The 20,093-nt window shown below is 61.3% G+C and carries 15 protein-coding genes; 4 read left to right on the forward strand and 11 right to left on the reverse strand.

Annotated elements, in window-relative coordinates; translation table 11 throughout:
- Window positions 1-272 precede the first annotated feature (272 nt).
- The 3 genes from OC445_RS06765 to OC445_RS06775 are packed head-to-tail and all read left to right on the forward strand — an operon-like array spanning window position 273 to window position 3,235.
- Window positions 273-2,378 carry a putative bifunctional diguanylate cyclase/phosphodiesterase gene (locus OC445_RS06765; protein ID WP_054898181.1) on the forward strand — a complete coding sequence of 702 codons (2,106 nt, stop codon included), beginning with the start codon at window positions 273-275 and terminating at the stop codon, window positions 2,376-2,378.
- Window positions 2,379-2,420: 42 nt separating this feature from the next.
- Entirely contained in the window at window positions 2,421-2,921 is a 501-nt protein-coding gene (locus OC445_RS06770) for a M48 family metallopeptidase (protein WP_034128904.1), read from the forward strand.
- Window positions 2,922-2,938: 17 nt separating this feature from the next.
- The gene (locus tag OC445_RS06775; RefSeq protein ID WP_014720272.1) at window positions 2,939-3,235 is read left to right on the forward strand and encodes a helix-turn-helix domain-containing protein; all 297 of its coding nucleotides are present in this window, start codon (window positions 2,939-2,941) and stop codon (window positions 3,233-3,235) included.
- An 88-nt stretch (window positions 3,236-3,323) separates the two neighbouring features.
- Here the strand turns inward: OC445_RS06775 and OC445_RS06780 are convergent, their stop codons facing one another.
- Window positions 3,324-3,776 (reverse strand): GNAT family N-acetyltransferase, encoded by a 453-nt coding sequence (locus OC445_RS06780; protein ID WP_054898182.1) that lies wholly within the window; start codon window positions 3,774-3,776, stop codon window positions 3,324-3,326.
- A 197-nt stretch (window positions 3,777-3,973) separates the two neighbouring features.
- Between OC445_RS06780 and OC445_RS06785 the strand changes: the two genes are divergently transcribed.
- Complete coding sequence (locus tag OC445_RS06785) at window positions 3,974-4,711, forward strand: substrate-binding periplasmic protein (RefSeq protein WP_054898183.1); 738 nt, start codon at window positions 3,974-3,976, stop codon at window positions 4,709-4,711.
- A 106-nt stretch (window positions 4,712-4,817) separates the two neighbouring features.
- Here the strand turns inward: OC445_RS06785 and yccS are convergent, their stop codons facing one another.
- The 10 genes from yccS to betI all read right to left on the reverse strand — a co-directional run bounded on the left by yccS (window position 4,818) and on the right by betI (window position 19,730).
- A complete protein-coding gene (gene yccS, locus OC445_RS06790; RefSeq protein ID WP_034128901.1) occupies window positions 4,818-7,001 on the reverse strand; it encodes a YccS family putative transporter in 2,184 nt (727 codons plus the stop codon).
- A gap of 207 nt (window positions 7,002-7,208) precedes the next feature.
- Window positions 7,209-8,387, reverse strand: a complete 1,179-nt coding sequence (locus OC445_RS06795; RefSeq protein WP_034129071.1) for an NAD(P)/FAD-dependent oxidoreductase — start codon at window positions 8,385-8,387, stop codon at window positions 7,209-7,211.
- Between the two features lie 145 nt (window positions 8,388-8,532).
- On the reverse strand, window positions 8,533-9,870 hold the full coding sequence (gene dbpA, locus OC445_RS06800) for an ATP-dependent RNA helicase DbpA (RefSeq protein ID WP_229999345.1): 1,338 nt from the start codon (window positions 9,868-9,870) through the stop codon (window positions 8,533-8,535).
- Between the two features lie 197 nt (window positions 9,871-10,067).
- The gene (mdtD, locus tag OC445_RS06805; RefSeq protein WP_034128900.1) at window positions 10,068-11,495 is read right to left on the reverse strand and encodes a multidrug transporter subunit MdtD; all 1,428 of its coding nucleotides are present in this window, start codon (window positions 11,493-11,495) and stop codon (window positions 10,068-10,070) included.
- 36 nt (window positions 11,496-11,531) lie between these two features.
- Window positions 11,532-12,422 carry an alpha/beta fold hydrolase gene (locus OC445_RS06810; protein WP_198790991.1) on the reverse strand — a complete coding sequence of 297 codons (891 nt, stop codon included), beginning with the start codon at window positions 12,420-12,422 and terminating at the stop codon, window positions 11,532-11,534.
- A gap of 264 nt (window positions 12,423-12,686) precedes the next feature.
- The gene (locus OC445_RS06815; RefSeq protein ID WP_198790992.1) at window positions 12,687-14,003 is read right to left on the reverse strand and encodes a TldD/PmbA family protein; all 1,317 of its coding nucleotides are present in this window, start codon (window positions 14,001-14,003) and stop codon (window positions 12,687-12,689) included.
- Entirely contained in the window at window positions 14,003-15,445 is a 1,443-nt protein-coding gene (locus OC445_RS06820; protein ID WP_054922362.1) for a TldD/PmbA family protein, read from the reverse strand. The genes OC445_RS06815 and OC445_RS06820 overlap by 1 nt, the downstream gene beginning before the upstream one ends.
- A 219-nt stretch (window positions 15,446-15,664) precedes the next feature.
- Window positions 15,665-17,368 (reverse strand): choline dehydrogenase, encoded by a 1,704-nt coding sequence (gene betA, locus OC445_RS06825; RefSeq protein ID WP_054898187.1) that lies wholly within the window; start codon window positions 17,366-17,368, stop codon window positions 15,665-15,667.
- Window positions 17,369-17,553: 185 nt separating this feature from the next.
- Complete coding sequence (gene betB / locus OC445_RS06830; RefSeq protein WP_054922365.1) at window positions 17,554-19,026, reverse strand: betaine-aldehyde dehydrogenase; 1,473 nt, start codon at window positions 19,024-19,026, stop codon at window positions 17,554-17,556.
- Window positions 19,027-19,136: 110 nt separating this feature from the next.
- Window positions 19,137-19,730, reverse strand: a complete 594-nt coding sequence (betI, locus tag OC445_RS06835; RefSeq protein ID WP_054898188.1) for a transcriptional regulator BetI — start codon at window positions 19,728-19,730, stop codon at window positions 19,137-19,139.
- Window positions 19,731-20,093: the final 363 nt, after the last annotated feature.

Genomic DNA, 20,093 nt, shown 5'->3' on the forward strand with positions numbered 1-20,093 from the left:
AGGGCCTTCCAGGTTCTTTATAGGCCGTGCTGGTGAGATTGTTAAACAATTGCTGGCAATTTATTGGCGTCAGCTAAATGTCAAAAAGCCATGTCGCCCGTGAACCGCGGGCTACAGGGCCTTACCGTTAGTCGGCTTCCTGGCCTTTGGCACAATGAGGGCACCCACGTCACTTCTGCTTTTTTGGCCGCGCGGCTAGAGTGAGCCCTCAGTGTTTATCCGGCCTTGGTAGCAAAAGTGACCGGTGTAGCTCCCTAAGGAAGAGACGTAGCATGGATGGCGCTCCACAACACGACGATGCAATTTCGGTTCTGTTGGTGGTCGATGACTACCCGGAAAACCTCGTCAGCATGCGTGCGCTGTTGCAGCGTGACGACTGGCGGGTGATAACCGCCGCGTCTGGCCTGGAAGCCTTGGAGTTACTGCTGGCCCACGAGGTCGACCTGGTGCTGCTGGACGTGCGCATGCCGGGCATGGACGGTTTCGAGGTGGCGCGCCTGATGCGTGGCAGCCAGCGTACGCGCATGACGCCGATTATCTTTCTGACGGCCACCGCCCATTCGCCCGACGCGGTGCTGGAAGGCTACGCCAGTGGTGCGATCGACTACCTGTTCAAGCCCTTTGACCCGCACATCCTCAAGCCCAAGGTGCAGGCCTTGCTCGAGCACCAGCGCAATCGCCGTGCCTTGCAGCGCCTGAGCCATGACCTGGAATTGGCCCGCGCTTTTAATGCCTCGGTGCTGGATAACGCCGCCGAGGGCATTCTGGTGGTGAGCGAAAACAGTGTGATCGAGTATGCCAACCCGGCCATTTCCCGGCTGTTGAATGCAACGATGGCTGAGTTGCAGGGCGAAAGTTTCCTCAGTTTCCTGCAAAAGCCCCATGTGCCAGCCTGGTTGGGCTTTCCCATGTACGAGGCATATCGCCGGGGCGAGACGTGGCGCCAACACGATGCCATTTTGCGCACCGGTCGGGGCCAGCAAGTGCCGGTAGCGTTGTCCTGCGCGCCTTTGCCTGCGGAGCAGAAGGCAATGGTGGTGACGGTGCTGGACATGTCTGAAGTGCGTCACCTGCATCAGCAACTGGAATTCCAGGCCGTGACCGACCCGCTGACCGGGCTGCTGAACCGGCGCGGTTTCCATCAGGCGATGGAGAATACGTTGCTGCGCAGCGAACGTAGCGAGCAGGCGCTGGTATTGCTGTACCTGGACCTGGATGGCTTCAAGCGGGTCAACGATACGTTGGGCCATGACGCCGGGGATCGCGTGCTGCGTTGGGTTTCGGAGCAGATGCAAGCATGCCTGCGTTCCTACGACATTCTCGGGCGCATGGGTGGGGATGAATTCACCGCGTTGCTGGAGCTGGAGTTTCCCGAGCAGGCCGCGAAGATCGCGGAAAAGCTCATCGAGCGGGTATCGGTGTGCCAGCAGGTCGATGGTCTGGAGGTGATGCTTGGGGTCAGTATTGGCATCGCGACGTTCCCGGATTGCGGCTCGGACTTGAGCGGCCTGCTACGGGCCGCGGACATTGCCATGTACGAAGCCAAGCGCGCCGGCCGTCAGCAGTATCGTTACTACGACCAGGAAATGAACGGCCGCGCCCGCTCGCGGTTGATGCTGGAAGACAGTGTACGTACCGCCATCGCCAACAAGGATTTCACCTTGGTGTACCAGCCTCAGGTCTCTCTGGAAGACGGGCGTTTGCGCGGCGTCGAAGCGCTGTTGCGCTGGCAGCATCCCAGCGTCGGCGATGTGCCGCCGGGCCTGTTCTTGCCACTGCTGGAAGAGGCGCGGTTGATCAACCAGTTGAGTGCCTGGATCTACCAGCAAGTCGCCGCCCAGCGCCAGGCCTGGCAAGCCACCTTCGACCCCGAACTGGTGTTGAGCGTGAGCCTGAGCAGCAGCCAGTTCAACATGCCCAACCTGGCCAACCAACTGCAGCAGATGCTGGAGCGACATGGGTTACAGGCGCGACAACTGGAGGTGGAAATCGGCGAAGACTGCTTGATGAGCAATCTCGCCGAGTCCACCAAGCAACTCCAGTTACTGCGCCGGATAGGGGTGCGGATTGCCCTGGACGATTTTGGCTGCGGCCAGTGCTCCCTGGCCCATTTGCGCGACTTGGCGTTCGACACCCTCAAGCTCGACCCTCAACTGGTGGCCCGCCTGCCTGGCTCGGTGCGGGATGCGGCGATGGCGCGCAGCATCATCCAACTGTGTGAGCATTTTGGTGTGCTGGTGATCGCCGAAGGCGTGGAGACCCTTGAGCAAACCCAGTGGCTCAAGGCCAATGGCTGCGCCCATATCCAGGGGCCGTGGGCTGCGCTGCCGTTGATGGCCGAGGACGTTGCCGGCTGGTCGTACCCTCGCGCGCTTTGAATTCGCTACACTGGCGCCCGTCCCAATTGCGTTGCAGAGCCCATGACCGCGTTGAAATACCTCCAGGCATACCCCGCCGCGCTCCAGGAGCAAGTGCGCCAACTGATCGCCAAGGACCAGTTGGGGGCTTACCTGGACCAGCGTTACCCCGAACGCCATGCGGTGCAGAGCGACAAGGCCCTGTACGCCTATGCCCTGGCCTTGAAGCAGGAGCACCTGCGCAACGCGCCGTCTATCGACAAAGTGCTGTTCGACAACCGCCTGGACCTGACCCATCGTGCCTTGGGTTTACACACCACGATTTCCCGGGTGCAGGGCGGTAATCTCAAATCCAAGAAAGAGATCCGCATCGCTTCGCTGTTCAAGGAGGCGGCCCCGGAGTTTCTGCGCATGATCGTGGTGCACGAGCTGGCGCACTTCAAGGAATCGGACCACAACAAGGCGTTCTATAAACTCTGCCAATACATGATGCCGGGCTACCATCAGGTGGAATTCGACCTGCGTGTGTACCTCACCTGGCGCGATTTGCAGGGTAAGCCCTAACCCCAAGGCGACTGACCATGGATGTGAGCAAGACCAAAAGCAGCTTCTACCGCCGCCTGTACGTGGCGTACTTGATCGACAGCCAACTGGCCAGCAGCGTCCCGGCGCTGACCGAGGCCACCGGTATGCCTCGGCGTACCGCCCAGGACACCATTGCGGCGTTGGCCGACCTGGATATTGTGTGTGAGTTCGAGCAGGAGGACGGTGCGCGTCACCATGCCGGGCGCTATCGGATTCGGGACTGGGGGGCGATTGATCGGGGGTGGATCGAGGCTAATCTGGCGTCGATCAAGCAGGTGTTGGGCTATCCCTGAAGGTCGGCTTAGGCAGGACTGACGCTATCGCGGGCAAGCCCGGCTCCCACAGTCCAATGTGGGAGCTGGCTTGCCTGCGATGGCGCCCTCAGATGCGCCGCATACCAATATGTGGAATATCATCTTCCAGGTATTCCTCACCCGCCACCACAAACCCATATCGCCCGTAATACCCCTGCAAATGCGCCTGGGCCGAGAGAAAAATCGGCGTTTGCGGCCAGATATCCTCAATGCGCTCAAGCGCCTCCTCCATCATGTGATGCCCCAGCCCGGTGCCCCGTGCCGCTGGCGAAACGATGACGCGACCAATCACCACATCGCCGCCCTGGGACTCCGGGTCCAGCAGGCGCAGGTAAGCCAATAGCTCATTATCTTGCCAGGCCATCAGGTGATGGGTGTCACCCGCCAGGTCCTGCCCGTCGATGTCCTGATACGCGCATTTCTGCTCGACGACGAATACCTCGCTGCGCAAGCGCAGGACGGCATACAGCTGGTCCTTGCCCAAGTCGTCGTGATGTTTGCAAATCCAATCAACCGTCATGATGTGTGCTCTTGTAAAGACGTGCCTGGATAGTAAGCGCGGCGGGCGCTGCTGTCTAAAATTGGCAAATGTGTGAATGGCGTCAATTTGCCATCATTGAGTGCGTGCGCTGCTGGCTGCTTTGTGTAATCTGCAATGCAGGCTCATTGATGAGCTACTGTTATCAGGCCACCGCCTGCCCGCCAAGGACTTTGAGCATGCCGAGATTGACTCGTGCCGTTGCTTTGATCGCAGTGCTGCTGCTGGCCCAGCCGGTGCTGGCACAGCGTCTGCGTTTGGTGGCGGATGGCTGGCCGCCCTTCACCGATGCCACCTTGATCAATGGCGGTTTGGCCACGGATATCGTCAGCACGGCCCTGGCCCGTGCGGGGTACGCCAGTGACTTTGAGCAGGTGCCCTGGGCCCGTGCGCTCAAGGGCGTGGGCGATGGGCGCTACGATGTGCTGATCAACGCCTGGTACGACGAGGCCCGCACGCAGTTTGGCCAGTTTTCTGCTGAGTACCTGCTTAACCGTGTGCGCTTTCTCAAGCGCAGCGACGATGACATTGTTTATCACAGCCTGGCCCGACTGCGCGACGAGACCATCGCCGTGGTACGCGGTTACGCTTACTCGGCGGCGTTCGATCAAGACTCCCAGCTACAGAAAGTACCCGTGCACAACTTCGCCATGGCGGTGCGCATGCTCGCTGCGCGGCGTGTGCGGTTGACGCTGGAGGACGAATACGTAGCGCGTTATTACCTGGCTCGGGAGTCGCCGCGGGTGCGCAATGCGGTGGCGTTTGTGGGCAAGCCGTTGAGCGAGAACAGCCTGCACATTCTGGTCAGTTTGAAGAACCCCGAGCACGCGCAGATTGTCGCCAGCTTTGATCGGGAGATTGCCAGGATGAAGGCTGATGGCAGTTATGCGCGCTTGATGAAGGCGCATGGGATGTAGCGTGCTTGCGGGCCTCATCGCGGGCAAGCCGGGCTCCCACATTTTGCCCGCATTCTTATGTTGGAACTCGGTCAAATGTGGGAACTGGCTTGCCTGCGATAGCGGTCTAAGCCGCACCGGTATCCTTGATCAGATGCGCCGCCAACGTACGCAACGGCCCCAACTGCCGGCAGATCAACGCCAACTGCGTCTGCACCAACCGCTGCGCCTCATCGATCTCATCGGGCATTTGCTCCAGCTCGGCTGCCAACCCCTCCTCGGCATCACTCTGGATCGCAATCGACTGTTTGTTGGCCAGGCCCGTAGCAATCTCATCGATACTCGCCGCCAGGCTGTTGCCCGCGCCTTCGATCAAGTGCTCGCGCACGTCGGCCGGTAACTGAGTATCGCGGTGCGCACCCAACCCCGACAAATAGCTGAGCAAGGTGTGAGACAGCACCAGGAACCGAAAACCCACGTCGGCTTCCTTACGAAAGTGCCCCGGCTCCATCAGCATATTGGCCAGGGTGGTGGACAACGCGGCGTCGGCGTTGTGCGCGTTGCGGCGGGCCAGGCGGTAAGCCAGGTCGTCGCTCTTGCCGGCGGCGTATTGCTGCATGATCTGGCGCAGGTAGATGCTGTTGCAGGTCAGGGTGTTGGCCAGCACTTTGTTCAAGCGCCGGCCTTGCCAGTCCGGCAGGAACAGGAATACCGCCAGGCCAGCGATCAGGCTGCCGAGCAAGGTATCGAACAGGCGTGGCAGGAACAGCCCGTAGCCATCACCCACCTGGTTGAAGCAGAACAGCACCATCAGGGTGATCGCCGCCGTCGCCAGGGTGTAGCGGGTGGTGCGGTTGATAAAGAACACCAGGCCCGCGGCGATAGCGAACATCGACTGCACCACCGGGTTGGGGAACAGATCGAACAGCGCCCAGGCCACGGTGAGGCCGATGGCGGTGCCGATAATCCGCTGGCCGAGCTTGCGCCGGGTGGCGCCGTAGCTCGGTTGGCAGACGAACAGGGTGGTGAGGATGATCCAGTAACCCTGGGACGCGTGGATAGCGTGCAGGGTGGCGTAGCCGACGGTCAACGCCAGGGACAGGCGCAGGGCATGGCGAAACAGCAGCGAGGTGGGTGTGAGTTGGGTGCGCAGGCGCGTCCACATTTCCTTGAGGTTGCGCGGGGCGCGGTCCAACAGGTTACTGTCGGTGGCGTCCGCCAGGGCATCGGGATTGCTGGCGTCGCCCAGCAGGCGGTCGAGTGTGGACAGGTTGGCCGCCAAGGCGCGCAATGAACGCAGCAGGCCGCGCCAGGCCGGGTTGCTCTGGATGCGCAGGTGCTCCAGGGACGCGTTGAGGTCGCCCAGGGCCTGGGCAAAACTGTCGTCATAGATGAACGGTTGGCGCAGTTGGATCGACTCGGCCAGGGTCTGGCAGGCCTTGCCTTGCTGGCGCAGCAAGCGCTGGCAGCGAAACAGCACATCGCTATGGAAGAAGGCTTCAGTGAGGGCGTTGTAGGGGTAGTGGGAGGAACTGGCGCGCTCGTGGATGTCCTGGGCCAGGAAGTACAGTTTCAGGTAGCGGCTGACCTTCGACCCCGGTCGCCCATTGCCGACGCGGTGCAGGATGATTTCCTTCGCGGCATTCAGCGCAGCCACTACCCGGCCATTTTGCTGGGCCAATTCCAGGCGCCGCGCTTCCACGTCCAGCTGCCGGATCGGTTCGAACAACGATGACTTGAGCTTGAGGTAACGCCCCAGCTCGCGGAACAATCGCGCCAGGCTCTGCTGTACCGGCTGGTTGGAAAACAGCGCCTGCCACAGTACGGACAACACACCGTACCAGGCGGCACCGGCCACCAGCAGCAGCGGCTCATGCCAGAAATCCGTGACGGCGCCACCGCGCTGGTCCACGCCGATCATGGTGTAGACCGACAGAATCAAGGTGGCCGAAGCAATCGCGCCATAGCGTTCGCCCAGTGCGCCGAGCATGGTCAGGCCGAAACTGGCCAGGGCCAGGGCGATGGCAAATATCCAGGGGTAAGGGAACAGCAGCTCCACCGACAGCGCGGCAATGCTGAAACACACCAGTGTCACCGCCAGCGCGTTGAGGCGGCCTTGCCAGCTGTCATCCGTCTCGGCCAGGGCGCTGGCGATAATCCCCAGGAAGAGCGGGATCAGCAGCGTCATTTCATCCTGGTACCAACACAACGCCATGCTGCCGGTGAGGGCGATGAACACCCGTACGCTGTAGCTGAATTTATCCAGCGCCCACAGGCGCCGCATGGACTGCTTGAACGAGGTCGATGACATGAAGTCTGGAGTCTTCCGGGACGTTGTCGCTAAATTGAGCCAGTAATGACGCCACGGCAAGCGTAGCGATCACATCGGACAGCAAAATTTTCAGTATCACTGCAAAACCAATGTGGGAGCGGGCTTGCCTGCGATAACGATGTGGGATTCACCGCCGCTATCGCAGGCAAGCCAGCTCCCACAGGGGATTGCATCTCAAGGTGCACGTCAGGCGTATTGCGCGGCCGCGTAGCCGGAGGCCCAGGCCCACTGGAAGTTGAACCCGCCCAGGTGGCCGGTCACGTCCAGCACTTCGCCGATAAAGTACAGGCCGGGGCTTTTCAGCGATTCCATGGTCTTGGAGGACACTTCCCGCGTATCCACCCCGCCCAATGTTACCTCGGCGGTGCGATAACCCTCGGTGCCGGCCGGTACCAGTTGCCAGCTCCCCAGCTTTTGCGCGATATCGGCAATTTCAGCGTGGGTGTACTGCTTCATAGGCTTGGATTCGAACCAGCTTTGGGCCAGCAGGTTGGCCATCTTCTTGGTGAAGATCTCACCCAACAGGGTTTTCAATTCGCTGTTGGGGTGTTCGGCCTGTTGCTGTTGCAGCCAGGCATGGGCGTCGTGGTCGGGCAGCAGGTTGATTTCTACCGTGTCGCCGGAGTGCCAATACGAGGAAATCTGCAAAATCGCCGGCCCGCTCAGGCCGCGATGGGTGAACAGGATATTCTCGCGAAAGCTCTGGCCGTTGCAGCTCACCAGGCAGTCGACCGAGGTGCCGGACAACTCGCCGCACAACTCCTTGAGCTGGTCGGTGATGGTGAACGGCACCAGCCCGGCGCGGGTCGGCAGCAGTTCATGGCCGAATTGCCTGGCCACTTGGTAGCCGAAACCGGTGGCGCCCAGCGTCGGGATCGACAAGCCGCCAGTGGCGATCACCAGGGATTCACAGCGCAACTCACCCAGGGTGGTTTGCAGTTGATAGCCGCTTTCGAGCTTGGCGATTGCCTCGATGGAGGTGTCCAGGTGCAGGCTCACGCCGGTCTGGATGCACTCGTCGAGCAGCATGCCGAGGATGTCGCTGGACTTGTTGTCGCAGAACAGCTGGCCGAGTTTCTTCTCGTGGTATGGCACGCCGTGCTTGGCCACCAACCCGATGAAGTCCCACTGGGTATAGCGGGCCAGGGCGGATTTGCAGAAGTGCGCGTTGTGCGAGAGGAAGTTGGCCGGCTCGGTGTACATGTTGGTGAAGTTGCAGCGGCCGCCACCGGACATCAGGATTTTCTTGCCGGCCTTGTTGGCGTGGTCGATCAACATCACCTTGCGCCCACGCCCGGCGGCGGTCAGCGCGCACATCAAGCCTGCGGCGCCGGCGCCAATGATCACAACTTCGGTCGAGCGCACAGCCATGTCCTCACAAAACTATTGATTTGAAATGCAATCAACACTGTGGGAGCTGGCTTGCCTGCGATGGCGGTAGTGGATTCACCGTCGCTATCGCAGGCAAGCCAGCTCCCACAGTGATTCGGTCCTTGCAGTCACTATGTTGTTACAGGATCCGCACGCGCAGCGAACGACCTTTGATCTTGCCGTCATTCAAACGCTGCAAAGCCTGCTTGGCGATGCCGCGTTCCACGGCCACGAAAGCCTGGAAGTCAAAGATCGCGATCTTGCCCACCTGGGCACCCGGAATGCCGGCTTCACCGGTCAATGCACCGAGGATGTCGCCTGGGCGCACCTTGTCTTTACGCCCGGCGGCGATGCACAGGGTGCTCATCTGCGGCAGCAACGGGCCACCGCTTTGCGGTTTGAGGTTGTCCAGTTGGTCCCAGTTCAGCGGCGACTTCTGCAGTTGCTCGATGGCCTGGGCGCGGTGGGCTTCGGACGGCGCTACCAGGCTGATGGCGATGCCGGTCTCACCGGCACGGCCGGTACGGCCTACACGGTGGATGTGAATTTCCGAGTCGCGGGCCAGTTCGACGTTGATCACCATGTCCAGGGCGTCGATGTCCAGTCCTCGGGCGGCGACGTCGGTGGCCACCAGCACCGAGGTGCTGCGGTTGGCAAACATCGCCAGTACCTGGTCACGGTCGCGCTGTTCCAGGTCACCATGCAGGCCAACGGCGGAAATGCCTTTGGAGGTCAGGTGGTCGACGGTTTCCTGCACTTGCTGCTTGGTAAAGCAGAACGCCACGCAGGAGGCAGGGCGGAAGTGCGCCAGCACCTTGGTCACGGCGTCCATGCGCTCTTCCGGGGAGATCTCGTAGAAGCGTTGTTCGATCTGGTCGTCGGAGTGGAACGCTTCGGCTTTCACTTGCTGAGGCGCACGCATGAACTTGGAGGCCAGTTGCTTGATGCTCACCGGGTAAGTGGCCGAGAACAGCAGGGTCTGGCGGCGCGGTGGGGTCTTGCTGATGATGTCTTCGATGGCGTCGTAGAAGCCCATGTCGAGCATGCGGTCGGCTTCGTCGAGGATCAGGGTGTTCAAGCCGTCCAGCACCAGTGAACCTTTACGCAGGTGCTGCTGGATGCGGCCCGGGGTGCCGACGATGACGTGGGCGCCGTGCTCCAGGGAGGCAATCTGTGGGCCGAGGGACACGCCGCCGCACAGGGTCAGCACCTTGATGTTGTCTTCGGCACGGGCCAGGCGACGGATTTCCTTGGCTACCTGGTCGGCCAGTTCGCGGGTCGGGCACATCACCAGCGCCTGGCACCCGAAGTAGCGCGGGTTGATCGGGTTCAGCAGGCCGATGCCGAATGCGGCAGTCTTGCCGCTGCCGGTCTTGGCCTGGGCAATGAGGTCCAGCCCTTTGAGGATCACCGGCAAGCTTTGCGCCTGGATCTGCGTCATCTCGACGTAACCCAGCGAGTCGAGGTTAGCCAGCATGGCGGCGGACAGGGGCAAAGTATTAAAAGCGGTGGCGATGGTAGTCACGGGACTGGCTCTGCAAAACAAAATGTCGCGCAGTGTAACAGGCCCCCTTGGGTTTCTTTGTATGTTCTCGACGAGGAGTAGGGGGGCGCGGCAAGTTATCAGCTGCAAGCCGCAAGCTTGAGGCTTACAACTTGAAGCTTGCAGCTGCTTCAATGCTCGATATCGTGCTCGCGGCTGACCACCCGTTTGCCGTCCTTGGGCGACAGTTGCAGGAAGATCGCCGCCGCCAGCATCGCCATGAGGCCCACGGTGAGGAAGGTCAGTTGGAAGGCGCCCAGCACGGTATTGACCCCGTCATTGCCGGCTTCGGCGGTAAAGCCGCCGAGCAATGCACCGGCACAGGCCACGCCCAGGCTCAGGGACAATTGCGCCACCACCGACAGCAAACTGTTGCCACTGCTGGCCTGGGCGTCGTCGAGGTCGATCAGGGTGACAGTGTTCATGGCGGTAAATTGCAGGGAGTTGATGGCCCCCAGTACCGCCAGCATGGCCAATAGCAGCGGGTAGGGCGTTTGTTCGCTGACCAGGCCCATGCTCGCCAGCATCAGGCCCAGGGCCAGGGTGTTGCCGGTCAGGACGATGCGGTAGCCGAGGCGCTCGATAAGCGGGCGTGCGATGGACTTGGCGAACATCGCCGCCGCCGCCAGTGGCAACATGCTCATGCCGGCTTCCGACGGCGAATAGCCCAGCGCCACCTGCAGCAGCAGCGGTACCAGGAACGGCAATGCGCCGCTGCCCAGGCGCGCAAACAGATTGCCCAGGATCCCCACGGCAAAGGTGCGCGTCTTGAACAGCACCGGCGAGAACAGCGGGTTATCGATATGCCCGGCGCGCAGCCAGTACGCCGCCAGGCAGGCAAACCCGCCGAACAGCAGCAATATCACGCGCAGATGCGGCAGGTGCAGTTCGCCCAGGCCTTCCATGGCGATGGTGATCAGCACCATCGCCGCGCCGAACAGCAGAAAGCCCAGGCCGTCGAAGCGCGTGCGCTCGCTGCCGCGCAGGTCGGGGATGAATTTCCACACGGCGTAGCAACCGATCATGCCCACCGGCAGGTTGATCAGGAAGATCCAGTGCCAGGTCAGGTATTGCACCATCCAGCCGCCCATTGTCGGGCCAAGCAAGGGGCCGAGCAGGCCTGGAATAGTGATGAAGCCCATGATCCGCACCAGCTCGGAGCGTGGATAAGCCCGTAGTACCACCAGTCGCCCGACCGGCAGCATCAGCGCACCGCCCAGGCCCTGGATCACCCGTGCGCCCACCAGCATGCTCAAGCTACTGGACAGCGCACACAGCAGCGACCCGATGCTGAACAGCATGATCGCGCCAAAGAAAATCTTCTTGGTGCCAAAGCGGTCAGCGATCCAGCCCGACGCCGGAATCAGCAAGGCGACGGTGAGCATGTAGGCGATCACCACGCCTTGCATGCGCAGCGGGTTTTCCGCGAGGTCTTGCGCCATGGCTGGTAGCGCGGTGTTGAGAATCGTCCCGTCCAGCGACTGCATGAAGAAGGCAATCGCTACCACCCAGGGGAGCCAGCGGGCGGTCTTGGCATCGAGAGGGGCACGATTCGGCATGGGATCCCTTTTAATTAGCAGGCTATGTGTTGGCGATTATGCGCCATCCGTCGCCGCTTTTCCCACTGGCGGTTCGTCTATATCTGACAATGTCACCTGCTCGCCCACCAGGAAGTCCAGCAACGCCCGATGCACTGCCAGCGCGGCTTCGCGGGACTCCAGGTCCAGCAGATGGCCGGTGTGTTCGGCCACCGCAAAGCTGCTGCGGCCTACGTAGTGTTTGAACAGCTGGGCTTCGTCGGCCGGCGTGTATTCGTCCAGCGCGCCGTTGAGAAAGTGCACCGGTGTTTCAATCTGCCGCAGTGCCGGCAAGTAGTTGCCATCGCCCAAGCCCAGCACCTGATGGATATGAAAGCGCGCCTGGCGGTATTCGGTAGTGGCCATGGTCGACAGGTGTCGATGGTTGTTGCGCTTGAGGCGCGGCGACAGGTATTTGCCAACCGTTTCGTTGAGCAGATGGCCGACCGCCGACTTGTCATCGGCCTCGATCAGCACACGCACGCGCTCGACATATTCCAGCATCGCCTGGTTGAGGTTGGGCGCCAGGGCCATCACCACCGAGCTTTCGATGGAGGGCGGGTTGTGCGCCAGGGTCAACAGCGTGGAGATGCCGCCCCATGAGGCCGAAACCAGATGGTTGACCGCAAAGCGCGCTACCAAGGCACGCAGGATTTGCACCTCGTCGTCCTTGGTGACCAGTTCGAGGTCGGTGTTGTGCTCGCGTGACAAGCCAGAGAATGGCAAGTCGAACAGCAGCACATTGAAGTGCTCGGCCAGGCATTTGCTGGTGCGGGCAAAGGAGCGCGTGGTGGACAACGCGCCATTGACCATCAGTACGGTTTTTCTATGCGGGTCGTTACCCAGTTGCTCTACGTGAACGTTGTAGTGCTTGTACAGTTTTTCTATGACGAAACTTCCATGGTTCATGTCAACGCTCCAGCTTGCCTTTCCCGGGCAAGGTTATGCTCTCGTGGGCAGGGGTGGCGAGAAGCCATTAACCGTTATAACGAGGAATAAGCAGAGCGACAACATGCCGAACGGCCAAAGTAGGCGGGATAGAAGTTTCGTCGCAGCGCAGGTTATTGAACTGTAGGAGCGAGCTTGCTCGCGAAAAACGACAACGATAACGCAGCGCTGACAGCCAGCCCGCGGTGTCTGTACGTTCTTCGCGAGCAAGCTCGCTCCTACAGTTTATAAAGTCAGCGTCAAACGGTTTACCAAAGCGCCTGGCAACAGGTTGGAAGCGGTGTTGCGCTGGTCATAGGTACTGGCCGACAACAGCAGCTCCCGATCAGCGGTCAGCGCTTCCAATTGCGAACCGAGCAACTGATAGACACTGTCATCAAAGCGCATGGTGCTGACCGGCGCCTTGATCTCGCCGTTTTCCACCCAGAAGGTCGCAAAGCGCGTCATGCCGGTCAGGCGCGCTGCCGGCAGGTCGGAGTAGTTCAGGTACCAGAGGTTGCTGATATACAGACCGGTGCCCAACTGCTTGAGAATATCGGCCTGGGCCAGGCTGCCGGCCGCCATTTGCAGGGCGCTGGGCGACTCGTCGCTGCTGGCGCCGTTGGTGCTCAAGCCGTATTCGGCGGCGCTGCGCGAGTTGACCAACTGGCCCTCGGCCTTGCCTGCGTTGATCAGGGTGACATCCTCACGCGGGTAGCCTTCAGTGGAAAACGCCTGGCTCAGGGAGCCGCTGATCTGCTCATCCACCGTCACCAGCGGGCTCAATGACTGATCACCCGTGTACAGGCGTTGCAACGAACTGCCTTTGCTCGCGATGGCCTGGGCCGAAAAACCACCCCAGGTGATGATGCTGATGATTTCTTCCAGCGCTGCCGGCGCAAGGTAGGCGCGGTATTGGCCGGGCGCCAGGGTGTGGAGCGGGCGACCGAGAAACGCCAGTTGCTCACGGGCCTGTTGGAAACGGGCGGCGAACTCGGCGCTGTTCCAGGTGTGCCCGGCGTAGCTGGCTTTTACCGCTTCGCCATTGGCGTGGAACAGGCTGAAGTCGAAATTGAAGCTGTTAGCCCGGTGCCAGCCGAACGCCCCCGATGAGCTGGCGAAACCACGGCTGATCGGGCCGGCGGCGTAGAAGCCAACCAGGTCCACGCCATCGGCGGCCTGGCTGATGTCGTCCAGCACTTGGGCCAGTTCCGGCAGCGGGCGCAGCTGTTCGTTATGGCTGTGCCAGGCGTCGGGGTTCAGCAGCAGGTACGGGTCAGGCGGCAACAGCGGCAAGGTCTCGCGCAGTTGTTGCAGGCCATTCGCCAGGCGCTGGCGATCCAACTGCGCCTCGCCGGAAAGGGTGATACCCAGGTCGGCGTGGCGCCCATCGTTGATCAGCTTGAGGTTCAGGCTGGCCTGCTGTACCTGGCCCGCCTGGCGTACCTGCGCGTGGTTGAAGCGCACGAACTCGGACGTTTCATCCGCGTAGCCGAGTTGAAAGTGTTCTTGATCGGTGACCGCCTGCTTGAGCCAATCCACCAGAGCCTTGAAGTGGTTCATCAGGCATCTCCCCCAAATACATCGACATTGCTGAATACACAGGCCGGCGACGCATGGCCGACACGGATCACCTGGTTGGGTTCGCCCTTGCCGCAGTTCGGCGTGCCCAAGACCTTGAAGGTGCTGGCGTCGCCTACCGCGCTGAGCTTGCGCCAGAACTGCGCGGAAATCGCGCGGTAGTTGGGGTTCTTCACCACGCCCTTGAGTTCGCCGTTTTCGATCAACTGGCCCCACTCGCAGCCGAACTGGAACTTGTTGCGCGCATCGTCGATGGACCACGAACGGTTGGTCGACATCAGGATGCCGCTCTCAATGCCGCCCACCAATTGCGCGAGGCTTTTATCCCCAGGTTCGATATTCAGGTTGGCCATGCGGTCGATGGGCGCACGGTTCCAGCTGCAGGCGCGGCTGTTGGCGACGCCTGGCAGGTTGGCGCGAAATTGCGATAAGGCCCCGCCCAAGGGCTTGAGCAGCAGGCCTTCGCGAATCAGAAATTGCTTGCTGGCAGGCGTGCCGTCGTCGTCATGAGCGTAGCTGGCAAGCTGTTCGGGGATGTCCGGGTCGAAGGTGACGTTGAGCAGCGGTGAGCCATATTGCAGGTGGCCGAAGTCGCTGGCTTTCACAAAACTGGTGCCGGCGTAATTGCGCTCGTCACCAAGGATGCGATCCAGCTCCAGCGGATGGCCGATCGACTCGTGGATCTGCAGGATCATTTGGTCGGGCATCAGCAGCAGGTCACGCGGGCCGTGGGGCGTATTCGGTGCGAGCAGCAATTGCAGGGCTTCGTCGGCCACCTTGCGGGCGGCGCCCACCAGGCCAAAACGCTGGATCACCCCGGCACTGCCTTGCTGGCCGAAGTTGGTACCGCCCAGGGTACGGGTCTGGCTGTCGTTGCCGTCGAAGGCGGTCACACTCAGGCCCGGAAAGACAAAGCGCTGGGCCTGACGCAATTGCGCGCCAGCGCTGTTGAGATAGATCTGTTCAACCCGCGTGGTCCCCAGGCTGACTTCCCAGCTCACCAGGCGCTCATCCTTGGGCACGGCGGCGGACTCATCGCCGAGCAATTGGTAGCAGTCGCTCAGGGATGGGAAGGGCTGGTCGAGGTCGGGCGACAGGTAGTCGGCGACGTCGCTGGACACTGGCTGCTGGTGCAGGTCGAGCAGGGCGTGAGGCTTGATCAACCGGGCTTGCTGTTCAGCGCGCTCAAGGGCGGCTTGCAGGCCGGCAAGGGAAATGTCGTTGGTCGCGGCGTAGGCTTCCACGCCGTTGAGACGCACGGTAAGCATGGCGCCTTCGTCATGGCCCAGGTGAGGCGGCTCGGCGACGTTCTTGCGTACTGACAGGTACTGACCGGATTCGCGCACGTAGCGCAGGGAGAAAAATTCGGCGGTGGTGCGCAGGGCACCGAAGTGTTTCTTGAGCGTGGCGTGGTGTTCGAACATGGGGCCTTCCTTGTGGGCGGCTCGGCGCGGGCAGGCGAACAGAGTAGGCCTGGGCGGGGAGCTGATCAAGGGAGGTTTTGTTGTGTGATCGTTCCCACGCTCTGCGTGGGAATGCCACCCTGGACGCTCTGCGTCCGCTCTTGAAGGGCGTGACGCAGAGCATCACAGGATGCGTTCCCACGCGGAGCGTGGGAACGATCAATCACTGGGGTGTTTCGGTTACTGCGCCAATGGCCCTACTTCACGCATCGGCTTGCCACGCACCGGCGCATCGCCTGCTACGTAGTAGTCAGCGGTGCTGCGCGGCAGTGGCTTGCGGCCACGGATCTTGTCGGCGATTTTCTCGGCGATCATGATCGTTGGCGCGTTCAGGTTGCCGGTGGTGATGATCGGCATGATCGAGGCATCGACCACACGCAAGCCCTGCATGCCATGCACGCGGCCTTCGCCATCGACTACGGCCATCTCGTCGGTGCCCATCTTGCACGAGCAGGACGGGTGGAACGCGGTCTCGGCGTGCTCGCGGATGAACTTGTCCAACTGTTCATCGGTTTGCACTTCAATGCCGGGGCTGATTTCGCGGCCACGGTACGGGTCCAGTGCCGGCTGCTGCATGATTTCACGGGTCAGGCGGATGCCATCGCGGAACTCCTGCCAGTCCTGCTCGGTGGCCATGTAGTTGAAGAGGATGCTCGGGTAGTCCCGTGGGTTCTTCGACTTCAGCTGGATACGGCCACGGCTTGGCGAACGCATGGAGCCCATGTGCGCCTGGAAACCGTGCTCTTTCACACCGTTGCTGCCGTTGTAGTTAATCGCTACCGGCAGGAAGTGGTACTGGATGTTTGGCCACTCGAACTCTTCACGGGTACGGATAAAACCGCCCGCTTCGAACTGGTTGCTGGCGCCGATGCCGGTGCCGTTGAACAGCCATTCGGCACCAATCGCCGGCTGGTTGTACCAGAGCAGCGAGGGGTACAGCGACACTGGCTGGGTGCACGCGTATTGCAGGTACAGCTCAAGGTGGTCCTGCAGGTTTTCACCCACGCCAGGCAGGTCGTGAACCACCGGGATGTCGAGGCTTTCCAGCAGTTTGGCCGGGCCGACACCGGAGCGTTGCAGCAGTTGCGGCGAAGCGATTGCGCCACTGCACACCAGCACTTCTTTGCGCGCACGGGCTTCAACGCGTTCTTCGGCAGCGCCGATCAGGTAACGCACGCCGACCGCACGCTTGCCTTCGAACAAGACTTTGTCGGTGAGGGCATGGGTGACGATGGTCAGGGTCGAGCGCTTTTTAGCCGTGTCCAGGTAGCCGCGTGCGGTGCTGGCGCGACGGCCGTTCGGCGTGACAGTACGGTCCATCGGGCCGAAGCCTTCTTGCTGGTAGCCGTTCAAATCTTCGGTACGTGGGTAACCGGCCTGTACGCCCGCTTCAACCATGGCGTGGAACAGCGGGTTGTTGCCCGCTTTCGGCGTGGTCACGCTGACCGGGCCGTCGCCACCGTGCCAATCGTTGGGGCCGATGTCGCGGGTTTCGGCTTTGCGGAAATACGGCAGGCAGTCCAGGTAGGTCCAGTCTTCCAGGCCCGGCAGCTTCGACCAGTTGTCGTAGTCCATGGCGTTGCCGCGGATGTAGCACATGCCGTTGATCAGGGAAGAACCACCCAGGCCCTTGCCGCGCCCGCATTCCATCCGGCGGCCGTCCATGTGTGGCTCTGGATCGGTTTCGTAGGCCCAGTTGTAGCGGCGGCCTTGCAGCGGGAAAGCCAGGGCGGCTGGCATCTGGGTGCGGAAGTCGAGGCGGTAGTCCGGGCCACCGGCCTCCAGCAGCAAAACAGTGACGCCTTCGTCTTCGGTCAGACGGGTCGCCAGGGTGTTACCGGCAGAGCCGGCACCCACAATGATGTAATCGTATTCTTGGGACATGAATGTACCCTCGTAAAATGGGTTCAGGCTGCTTTTGTGGCGAGGGAGCTTGCTCCCGTCAGCAGTCGCAAAATCAGCGCTCGAGTTCTGTCTGAAAGAACTACTGGGTCTGGAATGGGGCTGCTTCGCAGCCCAGCGGGAGCAAGCTCCCTCGCCACAGAGGAGCATTCCAGGCCCATAAGGTGTTAGAACACCGAGGCGTAATCGCCCAACTCAACCTGTACCGATTTGATGCGGGTGAAGTTGTTCAGCGAGCTGATCCCGTTCTCACGGCCCACCCCCGACTGCTTGTAGCCGCCAACCGGCATCTTCGCGTCGGACTCGCCCCAGGCGTTGATCCAGCAGATACCGGCTTCCAACTGATGAATCACGCGGTGGGCGCGGTTCAGGTCCTTGGTCACCAGGCCAGCGGCCAGGCCGAAGTCGGTGTCGTTGGCACGGCGGATCACTTCTTCTTCGGTCTCGTAGGTGAGGATGCTCATCACCGGGCCGAAGATTTCTTCACGCACGATCACCATGTCATCGGTGCAGTCGGTGAACACGGTCGGGGCCACGAAGGCGCCTTTGGCGAAGTCACCCTCGGTCAGGCGGTCGCCGCCGCACAGCAGGCGGGCGCCTTGCTCTTTGCCTTTGGCGATGTAGCCCAGCACGCTTTCCATGTGGGCGAAGCTGACCAGCGGGCCGAAGTTGGTGTTTTCGTCTTCCGGGTTGCCGATGCGAATACGCGCCACACGCTCGACGATCTTGGCTTCGAACGCGGCTTGCAGGTGCTTGGGCACGAACACGCGGGTGCCGTTGGTGCAGACCTGACCGGAGCTGTAGAAGTTGGCCATCATGGCGGTGTCGGCGGCGCGGTCGAGGTCGGCGTCGTCGAAAATGATCAGCGGGGACTTGCCGCCCAGCTCCATGGTCACGTCCTTGAGCGAGGAGCTCGACGCGCTGGCCATGACTTTCTTGCCGGTGTCGGTGCCGCCGGTGAAGGAGACTTTCTCAATGCGCGGGTGCTCGGTCAGCCAGGTGCCGACTTCACGGCCGCTGCCGGTCAGTACGTTGAACACGCCCGCTGGAACGCCAGCCTCGGTGTAGATCTCGGCCAGTTTCAGGGTGGTCAGCGAGGTGACTTCGCTTGGCTTGAAGATCATCGCGTTACCGGCAGCCAGGGCCGGTGCGGATTTCCACAGGGCGATCTGGATCGGGTAGTTCCACGCGCCGATACCGGCAACCACGCCCAGCGGCTCGCGGCGGGTGTAGACAAACGAGGTGTCGCGCAGTGGGATCTGCTCGCCTTCGATGGCAGGTACCAGGCCGGCGTAGTATTCCAGCACGTCAGCGCCGGTGACGATGTCGACGTACTTGGTTTCGGAGAAGGCTTTACCGGTGTCCAGGGTTTCCAGGGCGGCCAGTTCATCGTTGCGCTCGCGCAGGATGTCCACGGCACGGCGCAGGATGCGCGAACGTTCCATGGCGGTCATGGCGGCCCAGATTTTCTGGCCTTTTTCAGCGCTGGCCACGGCACGTTCAACGTCGTCTTTGGTGGCGCGTTGCACTTGGGCGAGAACTTCACCGTTAGCCGGGTTGATGGCTTCGAAGGTGGCATCGCTGCCAGCGTCGCTGTAGCCGCCGTCAATGTAGAGTTTTTGCAGGTCGAAACGGGCCATAAAGTCCTCGCAAGTGCATAAGTGGTTGGCGTTACCCGCCGAACAGTGGGCCATGGGGGTGTGGCAACACTGAGCGGCGGACGTTCAGGGGTTGAGCATTTATAAGGGCTCTAACTCACCTGCTTGGCCAATTGGAAATCCATGTATTCGTAAGCGATCCGCTGCGCCTGCTCCGTGTCGAAAGCGTCTCCCGACAGGGCGCCGCGCAACCACAAACCGTCGATCAAAGCCGCCAGCCCGCGGGCTGCGCTGCGTGCCTCGGGTAACGGCATCGCACGGCGGAACTGGCAACACAGGTTGGAATACAGACGGTGATCGTTGATCCGCTGCAACCTGTGCAATGACGGGTGGTGCATGCTGGTGGCCCAGAAGGCCAGCCAGGTTTTCATTGCCGGGCCGTTGACCTGGCTGGCGTCGAAGTTGCCTTCGATGATCACCTGAAGGTGCGCCCGTGGGCTGTCATCCTTCAAGGCACGCCTGCGCTCTTGCACGTTCTCGATCAGCGCATTCATCAGGTAGCGCATCGTCGCTGCGATCAGGCCGTTCTTGTCCTGAAAGTAGTGGCTGATGATGCCGTTCGAGACGCCGGCCAGACGGGCGATCAGCGCAATGCTGGCATCTCCCATCCCGACCCGATCGATGGCCGTCAACGTGGCTTCGATCAACTGCTGGCGGCGTATGGGTTGCATACCGACCTTGGGCATGTAGCACCTCTCCTTAGGCCTGCCGATGGGCGATCCACGTCCGTCGGCTTGAGGGCCAGTCTATTTTGTTTTGATTGAACGTTCAATCAACAAAGAATAAGATCTGCGACAAATGGTCGCTGCCTACAGATATTTCCTACCTGCGAGCTGCAACCTTCGACACCTGCAAAAACCCTTGAAACAGGCCACTTCAGAGCCTGATCACCGCTTAGGCGGGCTCAAGAATTTTGGGGTGTCTTTATAACACCCGTCCGTCGACTGCCGAAAAATCGATGTCCCGGGATAACCGTTGCCTTGTGTTTCTCTCTCGCACTGCCTGGAGCATCTGCGCCATGAGTTCTGCCTCTCTTATAAAGACCCCAC

The organism is Pseudomonas sp. Pse35 (genome assembly GCF_024519715.1).
Lineage (GTDB): Bacteria > Pseudomonadota > Gammaproteobacteria > Pseudomonadales > Pseudomonadaceae > Aquipseudomonas > Aquipseudomonas paracarnis.